The organism is Bacillus sp. JJ1503, assembly GCF_036965125.1.
Classification (GTDB): Bacteria; Bacillota; Bacilli; order Bacillales; family Cytobacillaceae; genus Cytobacillus.
The window spans coordinates 11,697-19,903 of the sequence record NZ_JBALOZ010000207.1; the positions used below are offsets into that span (position 1 = coordinate 11,697).

Annotated in this window: 6 protein-coding genes and 1 pseudogene; all 7 read left to right on the forward strand. The window is 38.0% G+C overall.

Going from position 1 to position 8,207, the window contains the following annotated elements; genetic code table 11:
• Nucleotides 1-100: 100 nt before the first annotated feature.
• Nucleotides 101-1,749, forward strand: a pseudogene (locus tag V7149_RS15940) (ribonuclease J).
• A 144-nt stretch (nt 1,750-1,893) separates the two neighbouring features.
• Nucleotides 1,894-2,643, forward strand: a complete 750-nt coding sequence (locus tag V7149_RS15945; RefSeq protein ID WP_335346593.1) for a ClpP family protease — start codon at nt 1,894-1,896, stop codon at nt 2,641-2,643.
• Entirely contained in the window at nt 2,640-2,858 is a 219-nt protein-coding gene (locus V7149_RS15950; protein WP_335346594.1) for a YlzJ-like family protein, read from the forward strand. Before V7149_RS15945 ends, V7149_RS15950 begins: the two co-directional genes overlap by 4 nt.
• Nucleotides 2,859-3,019: 161 nt before the next feature.
• Nucleotides 3,020-5,356 (forward strand): DNA translocase FtsK, encoded by a 2,337-nt coding sequence (locus V7149_RS15955; protein WP_335346595.1) that lies wholly within the window; start codon nt 3,020-3,022, stop codon nt 5,354-5,356.
• Between the two features lie 251 nt (nt 5,357-5,607).
• The gene (locus tag V7149_RS15960; protein ID WP_335346596.1) at nt 5,608-6,333 is read left to right on the forward strand and encodes a GntR family transcriptional regulator; all 726 of its coding nucleotides are present in this window, start codon (nt 5,608-5,610) and stop codon (nt 6,331-6,333) included.
• 82 nt (nt 6,334-6,415) lie between these two features.
• A complete protein-coding gene (locus V7149_RS15965) occupies nt 6,416-7,522 on the forward strand; it encodes a BMP family lipoprotein (protein ID WP_335346597.1) in 1,107 nt (368 codons plus the stop codon).
• A 251-nt stretch (nt 7,523-7,773) separates the two neighbouring features.
• Nucleotides 7,774-8,207 (forward strand): ATP-binding cassette domain-containing protein (locus V7149_RS15970; RefSeq protein ID WP_335346598.1); only part of this gene is annotated, 434 nt, incomplete at its 3' end.

Genomic DNA, 8,207 nt, shown 5'->3' on the forward strand with positions numbered 1-8,207 from the left:
AGGCGCTTCCGCTTTTCTTCTTGTCATAGTTTTCTTTCTTCAAGTATAATATTGGTAACTGATCTAAGGTCGGGCAACTGAAAATAGGAGGATTTTAACATTGAACAATAGAAAGAATGAAAGCATCAAGATTGTGGCACTGGGGGGAGTGGGTGAATTTGGCAAGAATATGTACCTTGTGGAGGTGGATGAAGACATATTTGTTCTAGATGCAGGACTCATGATACCGGAAAATGAAATGTTCGGAATAGATATTGTCATCCCTGACTTCACTTATCTCGCTCAAAATAAAGAAAAGGTTAAAGGAATCTTTTTGACACATGGTCATGAAGATCATATCGGTGCCCTATCATATATATTAAGAGATCTTAGTGTTCCTGTATATGGTACGAAGCTGACGCTGGCATTAGCAAAAGCGAAAATGAAGGAACAGGAATATAAAGGTCAAATAAATTTTGTGGAAATTCATTCGGACTCTAAGATCGAGTTTCAATCTGCGGACGTTTCATTTTTTCATACGACCCATAGCATTCCAGACAGCGTTGGAATTTGTATACATACTTCAGAGGGAAGTATTGTTTACACTGGGGATTTTAAATTTGATCAAGCAGCGGCTTCTAATTACAAGCCTGAGATAGGAAAAATGGCGAGAATCGGTGAAGATGGTGTTCTTTGCTTGCTTTCCGACAGTACGGAGGCAGATAAACCGGGTCATACCCAATCGGAAGCCAAAGTAGTCAGCCAAGTAACAGATACCTTTTTTAATGCTCCAGGTCGAATCATCGCTGCATCTTTGGCATCTGATTTAATAAGAATTCAGCATATTTTTGATGCAGCCTATAAANNGTTGGAAAATTCTCGCAATCAGCTTTCGATATCGCACTTCAGCTTGGGTATTTACAAGTACCCGAGGAATTAATCATTCCCATTTCTGAAATCAATCAATATCCGGATGATGAAATTGTCATTCTGCTAACAGGATCCCAGGGAGAGCCCATTGAAGTTTTGCAAAAAATGTCCAAGCAGCTTCATAAGCAGATCAATATTAAACAGGGTGATACTGTCATGCTAACTGCATTCCCGATTAGAGGGAGCGAGGTAATCATTTTTAAGACGATTGATATGCTTTTTCGTGCAGGAGCAAATGTGATTTCAGGAAAGGGTGCATTTGGCACATCAAGCCACGGAAGTCAGGAAGAGCTTAAATTTATGATTAATTTAATGCAGCCGAAATTCTTTATTCCTGTTCATGGCGAATATCGCATGTTAAAGGCACATGCCAAAGTTGCTTTGGAAAGCGGTTTAACGAATGATCAAATTTTCATCCCTGAAAAAGGCGAGGTTGCAGAAATAAAAGAAGGCCGGATTCGCCCCGCTGGCCGCATTCCATCAGGCAATATTCTAATTGATGGAAGTGGAGTCGGAGATGTCGGGAACATTGTATTAAGAGACAGAAAGCTTCTTTCTCAAGATGGGATATTACTTGTCGTTGTGACCTTGAATAAAAAGGAAAAAAGCATATGTGCTGGACCTGAAATTATTTCCAGAGGATTTGTATATGTAAGAGAATCTGAGGAACTTTTAATTGAGGCTACAAAGAAGGTCAGAGAAACTGTCGAAAAAAACATTTCAAAAGAAACCTTCGATTGGTCAGGAATTAAGCAAGATATGAGAGATGTATTGAATCAGTATCTATATGAAAAAACAAAACGAAGACCGATGATTTTACCGATTATTATGGAAGTTTAGAACTTAGGAAGCACAGCTCAAGCAGCTGTGTTTTTTATATTATTAATAAGCAATAAACTAACACCGAATGAAAATACTCCCAAAGACCATACTAAACTCATATGGATTTTGTTCTTTAAATTGGTTTGAAGGGAGAAAAAAGAAATGAACAATGACTTGAAACTAAGCGGCTCTGAAAATGAAGAGCAGGACAAGCCGAAGGAAGGACAATCCTCAGCTCTTATTGAGAAAATACAACAGTTAGGGCAAACGAATGTTCCGCAATTATCCCAGGACTCAAAGATTCACTGTTTAACGATTGTTGGTCAAATAGAGGGGCATCTTCAACTCCCTCCACAAAATAAAACAACGAAATACGAGCACCTCATTCCCCAAATTGTCGCAATTGAACAAAACCCAAAAATTGAAGGGCTTTTAGTAATATTAAACACTGTAGGTGGAGATGTCGAAGCGGGTCTTGCCATATCTGAAATGCTAGCCTCCTTATCAAAACCAACGGTATCTATCGTGCTTGGCGGAGGACATTCAATTGGGGTTCCAATTGCTGTTTCATGTGACCATTCATTTATCGTGGAAACCGCGACAATGACCATCCATCCAATTAGATTGACAGGCTTAGTTATCGGTGTTCCTCAAACCTTTGAATATTTAGATAAAATGCAGGAGAGGGTCATTAATTTTGTTACGAAAAATTCAAATGTTTCCGAAGAATATTTTAAGGAATTAATGTTTGCGAAAGGGAATTTAACGAGAGATATTGGCACGAATGTAGTAGGGAAAGATGCTGTTGAGAGCGGATTAATTGATAGTGTGGGCGGAATTGGTCCTGCCATGAAAAAGTTAAATGAGTTGATAGACCTTAATAAAAAGAAGAATGAAGGGATAGTCCAATGATCCTTTATACAATGATGCCGCAGGAGTTAATTTACCAAACAAACGAAAGTGAATTTGAAAAACAAAAAGTCGTATCTTTTCAGGGAATTCCGGTGCTAGTAAACATGGGCGAAGGCCTAACCGGCACAGTGATTCGTATTATGAGCAGCGATCCCGCTCATTTCATGAATGAAGCATGTTTTCCAGGAGCAAAAATCACTTTAACATTACAGTGAATGAGGGCAGTGTGTTATAATAGATTTAATTTCAGGGCAGCCAAATTATGGCTGCTTTCTTCTTTCAATACATAATATTAACTTTTTTACATAAGATTCCGTGCATGTTTCATTAATCTATTGTTTAAGATGGAAATAAGAAGATGATACAGGGTGATAAAATGGCAAAAAAAAAGCGAAGACATTCTAGAAAAAAAGAAAATATTAAATCAACTATTAAGTTTGAGCTAATTGGTCTCGTCCTGCTTGCTTTAGGGGTAATAGCAATGGCAAAGCTTGGAAAGGCAGGGGATTGGACCGTTCTATTTTTCCAGTTTTTCATGGGAGATTGGTATATCTTAGGGATTTTGGGCATGATTGTTTTTGCTAGTTATATTATGTGGAAAAGGACATTGCCCCATTTTTTCAGCACTAAATTGGTAGGCTGTTATTTAATTATTTGCTCTATTCTATTACTTAGCCATACTACCCATATCGAATTATTAACAAATAGCGGAAAGGTACAAAACCCTAGTGTAATCAAACAAACCTTTGAAATGTTTGAGATGGTAAGGAATAGTGAAACGAGCACGGAGAAATTATATGGTGGCATGATTGGCGCCATCCTCATTGCCGTATTCTTCTATTTATTTGATGTTGCCGGGGCAAAATTTATTGCTCTAATCTTGATTATCATTGGAATTACATTAGTAACTGGCAAAACCTTTGGGGAGGCATTTGGAAAGCTTCTAACTGCTATTGGAAAATTTATTAAAAATCAATGGAATGCATTCATTCATGATATGAATGAATGGAACAGAAACCGTAAAGAAAAAAGAGTCTCAAGGCGTGAAAAGGCAAAAGAACGTAGAAGCAGAGCAGAGGAAGAGAATAGAACAGAACCCGTTATTAAAATTAATAGTGCGGTCGAGCAAAAGAAAGATTTACAGCCGGAACCTATTATTTCTAGTTTTATTGAAAAGGCTAACTATGAACAAAATAAACAGGTAGAGAAAGAAACGGCAAAAAGAATGGACAACCAATCAGATTCGGATTCAGGACCACCTATCACATTTACTGAAGTTGAAAACGTGGATTATGAATTGCCGCCTATTAATCTGCTGAAGCTGCCTAGACAAACAGATCAAAGCGGTGAATATGAATTAATACACGCAAATGCAGCAAAGCTTGAAAGAACTTTTCAAAGCTTCGGCGTAAAGGCAAGAGTAACTCAAGTTCACCTCGGTCCAGCTGTAACGAAATATGAGGTCCATCCCGATGTGGGAGTAAAGGTCAGTAAGATTGTTAGTTTGCACGATGATTTGGCCCTGGCACTTGCTGCAAAAGACATTAGAATTGAGGCTCCGATTCCAGGGAAATCTGCGATAGGGATTGAAGTACCCAATTCTGAAGTCGCAATGGTTTCACTTAGAGAAGTCATTGAAGCAAACCAATATGAGAAACCGGATTCAAAGCTATTAATTGGCCTTGGCCGTGATATTACAGGGGAATCGGTCCAAGCAGAATTAAATAAAATGCCCCATCTATTAGTAGCTGGTGCAACTGGCAGCGGAAAAAGTGTGTGCATTAATGGAATAATTACAAGTGTACTAATGCGGGCAAAACCTCATGAAGTGAAATTAATGATGATCGACCCCAAAATGGTTGAATTAAACGTGTATAATGGGGTCCCTCATTTGCTTGCTCCAGTTGTTACAGATCCTAAAAAAGCATCACAGGCGTTAAAGAAAGTTGTCAATGAAATGGAAAGACGATATGAGCTATTTTCGCATACAGGAACAAGAAATATTGAAGGCTATAATGACTATGTAAGAAAACACAATGCGGAAGAAGAAGCACAGCAGCCACTGCTGCCTTACATTGTCGTGATTGTAGATGAGCTTGCGGATTTGATGATGGTGGCATCCTCTGATGTAGAAGATGCGATCACAAGGCTTGCTCAAATGGCACGTGCAGCTGGAATACATTTAATTATTGCTACCCAGCGCCCTTCAGTTGATGTTATTACAGGGGTTATTAAGGCAAATATTCCTTCTCGGATTGCCTTTGCTGTCTCATCTGCGACTGATTCAAGAACGATTCTTGATATGGGTGGAGCGGAGAAATTACTAGGCAGAGGAGACATGCTCTTCCTACCAGTCGGTGCATCTAAGCCTGTTCGTATTCAAGGTGCCTTTTTATCAGATGAGGAAGTTGAGGATATAGTAAATTTTGTTATTGAACAGCAAAAGGCACAATACCAAGAAGAGATGATTCCTGATGAGATCCCAGAAACAACATCAGAAGTTGATGACGACCTGTACGATGAAGCAGTTGAGCTTATTTTAGAAATGCAAACAGCTTCTGTCTCAATGCTGCAGCGCAGATTTCGAATTGGCTATACGCGGGCTGCCCGCCTTATTGATGAAATGGAAGCAAGAGGAATCGTTGGTCCTTATGAAGGCAGTAAGCCGCGAGCTGTACTGTTAGGCAAGCCATCTGAAGAAGCAAGTTCATAGACACTTTTCTGAAAGACTCGTTTTATTTAAAACGGGTCTTTTTGGCAGAAAAAAAGTTTTGTGTTAAATGTGTTATACTAATATAATTATAATATAATGAGAGTCTATCTACTGTATGATGCGTTTTTACTATTTTTTTAATAATTTCTATTTCATTATTAACTAAAAAGTGTTATAGTATTTTCGATTAGTAGGAAAGATTGAACATCAGAGGTCTGATGTCTCCGAGAAAATTGGTTGGAGGAAACTGCATGTCCATAAAGTCAGATAACCGGCATTTATATTTACAAGTGATTGATCGCTTAAAACAAGACATTGATGATGGAAAGTATAAAGAAAAAGAAAAACTTCCCTCAGAATTTGATCTTGCCAAGCAACTTGGCGTAAGCAGAGCAACTCTTCGTGAAGCGCTTCGTATTCTTGAAGAAGAAAACGTTATCATACGCAGGCATGGAGTTGGGACTTTTGTAAATGCAAAGCCATTATTTACCTCAGGTATTGAACAGTTAAATAGTGTTACTGACATGATATTGAATGCAGGAATGAATCCAGGAACCATTTTCTTAAGTTCATCTACAATGGGACCGACTGAAGAAGATATTCGCCGTTTTTCATGTTCTGAGGAAGAGGAAATTATTGTGATCGAAAGGGTAAGAACTGCTAACGGTGAACCTGTTGTGTATTGTATTGATAAAATTCCAGTTCCAATTCTTGCTGAAACATTCACACATGAGCAGGAATCAATATTGAATTTACTGGAAGAAAAAGCAAATCGAAAAATAACATACGCAATCACCCAAATTGTACCGCTAGGTTATCATGAAAAAGTTTCCCCGATCTTAGAGTGTGATCCTGAAACTGCTTTGCTCGTTCTTAAGCAAATGCATTTTGATGAAACGGATGAGCCCATTCTGTATTCGGTCAATTATTTTAGAGCGGATAAGTTTAGTTTCCATGTTCTTAGGAAAAGGTTATAGTTCACTCCTAGGAAAAATAAGCTATTAGTAGCTCTAAGGCTTTTCTACTATCAGATAATTAAAATTATAGGGGGTCAATACCTTGAAGAAGCGAAAATTTGGTTTAGCGCTATCTTTAGTGCTAGCAGCTGGAACAATTTTAGGTGCTTGTGGAAAGTCGGAAGAAAAAGAAGGCGACACAGCTAAAACAGAAAAAAATGAAAGTGCTTTCTCTGTTGCAATGGTAACAGATGTTGGTGGGGTAGATGATAAATCTTTTAACCAATCAGCATGGGAAGGTCTTCAAGAGTTTGGTAAGAATAACGGACTTGAAGAAGGTAAAGGCGGATACAACTATTTGCAATCTAAATCAGATGCTGACTACTCCACTAACTTAAATAAACTTTCTCGTGAAGGATTTAATTTAGTATTTGGTGTTGGTTTCTTAATGGTAGAAGATATTAATACAATTGCTGGGCAGCAAAAGGATACTCATTTCGGGATCATTGATGGTGTTGTTGAACAGCCAAACGTTGTAAGCGTTCTATTTAAAGAGCAAGAAGCGGCATTCCTTGCTGGTGTAGCGGCTGCAAAGGCAACTAAATCTAATCAAATTGGCTTTATTGGCGGAATGGAAATTCCAGTAATTGAGCGTTTTGAATCTGGCTTCTTAGCTGGTGTACAATCAGTAAACCCTGACATTAAAGTAAACGTTCACTATACTGGAGCTTTTGACAAAGCTGAACTAGGAAAAACGACAGCTGCACAAATGTATTCTTCAGGTATTGACGTAATTTTCCACGCTGCTGGTGGTACTGGTAATGGTTTATTTACTGAAGCAAAAGACCTTAAGAAGAAAGATCCTACAAGAGAGATTTGGGCAATTGGTGTTGACTCTGATCAGACTTTAGAAGGTGTCGTTGAAATTGATGGCAAAAACCATAACGTTATCCTTACATCTGCTATGAAAGGTGTAAAAACGGCTGTAATCGATATTTCTGAAAAATCAAAGGCTGGCAACTTCCCTGGCGGCCAAACATTAGTATATGGTTTAGCTGAGGAAGGTGTTAATTTAGCGCCAATCAATGAAGAAGTCTCTAACAAGGCTGATATTGAATCTGCTGTTAATGAATGGTCAGAAAAAATTAAGAACGGTGACATCACAGTTCCTGGTACTAAAGATGAGCTCGAAAATTTTAAAGCTCAATAAGTAGATTGCGGTGGAATTAGTCATTTCTTATACTAATAAAATGTAAATCTACTATTCTTTACTGAGGAATAAGCGGGTTGGTAAACCGGCCCCTTATTCCTTTTTTAAATTCAATGGAAACTTAATTGAAGTGTAGAAAAAAAACTTCTACATTTCACTTAAGGTTTTATTAAACTACGTCGTTAAGTTTGAAAAAGTCTGACATCTTACAACAAATACTTTCCTTTTATCTTGAGCAAGGAGTGAAAATAATGGAATACGTAATTGAAATGCTCAATATTCGTAAAGAATTTCCAGGGATTGTGGCGAATGACAACATCACCCTTCAATTAAAAAAAGGTGAAATTCATGCATTATTAGGTGAAAATGGTGCTGGAAAATCAACGCTAATGAACGTCCTGTTTGGATTGTATCAGCCCGAAGAAGGTGAGATCCGCGTTAATGGAAAACCTGTGAAAATTACAAATCCTAATATAGCAAATGACTTAGGAATTGGGATGGTGCATCAGCACTTTATGCTTGTTGACCCTTTTACGGTAACGGAAAATATCATTCTTGGAAAAGAAACGACTGCAGGCGGAAAGATTGATATTAAAAAAGCTGAAAAAGAAGTAAGAGAAATCTCAGAAAAATACGGCTTGGCAGTTGATCCTAAGGCTAAGATTGCTGATATTTCTGTAGGGAT

Coding starts and splice junctions, on each gene's coding strand:
- V7149_RS15945 (WP_335346593.1), top strand. CDS start 1,894: ATGAACAATGACTTGAAACTAAGCGGCTCTGAAAATGAAGAGCAGGAC.
- V7149_RS15950 (WP_335346594.1), top strand. CDS start 2,640: ATGATCCTTTATACAATGATGCCGCAGGAGTTAATTTACCAAACAAAC.
- V7149_RS15955 (WP_335346595.1), top strand. CDS start 3,020: ATGGCAAAAAAAAAGCGAAGACATTCTAGAAAAAAAGAAAATATTAAA.
- V7149_RS15960 (WP_335346596.1), top strand. CDS start 5,608: ATGTCCATAAAGTCAGATAACCGGCATTTATATTTACAAGTGATTGAT.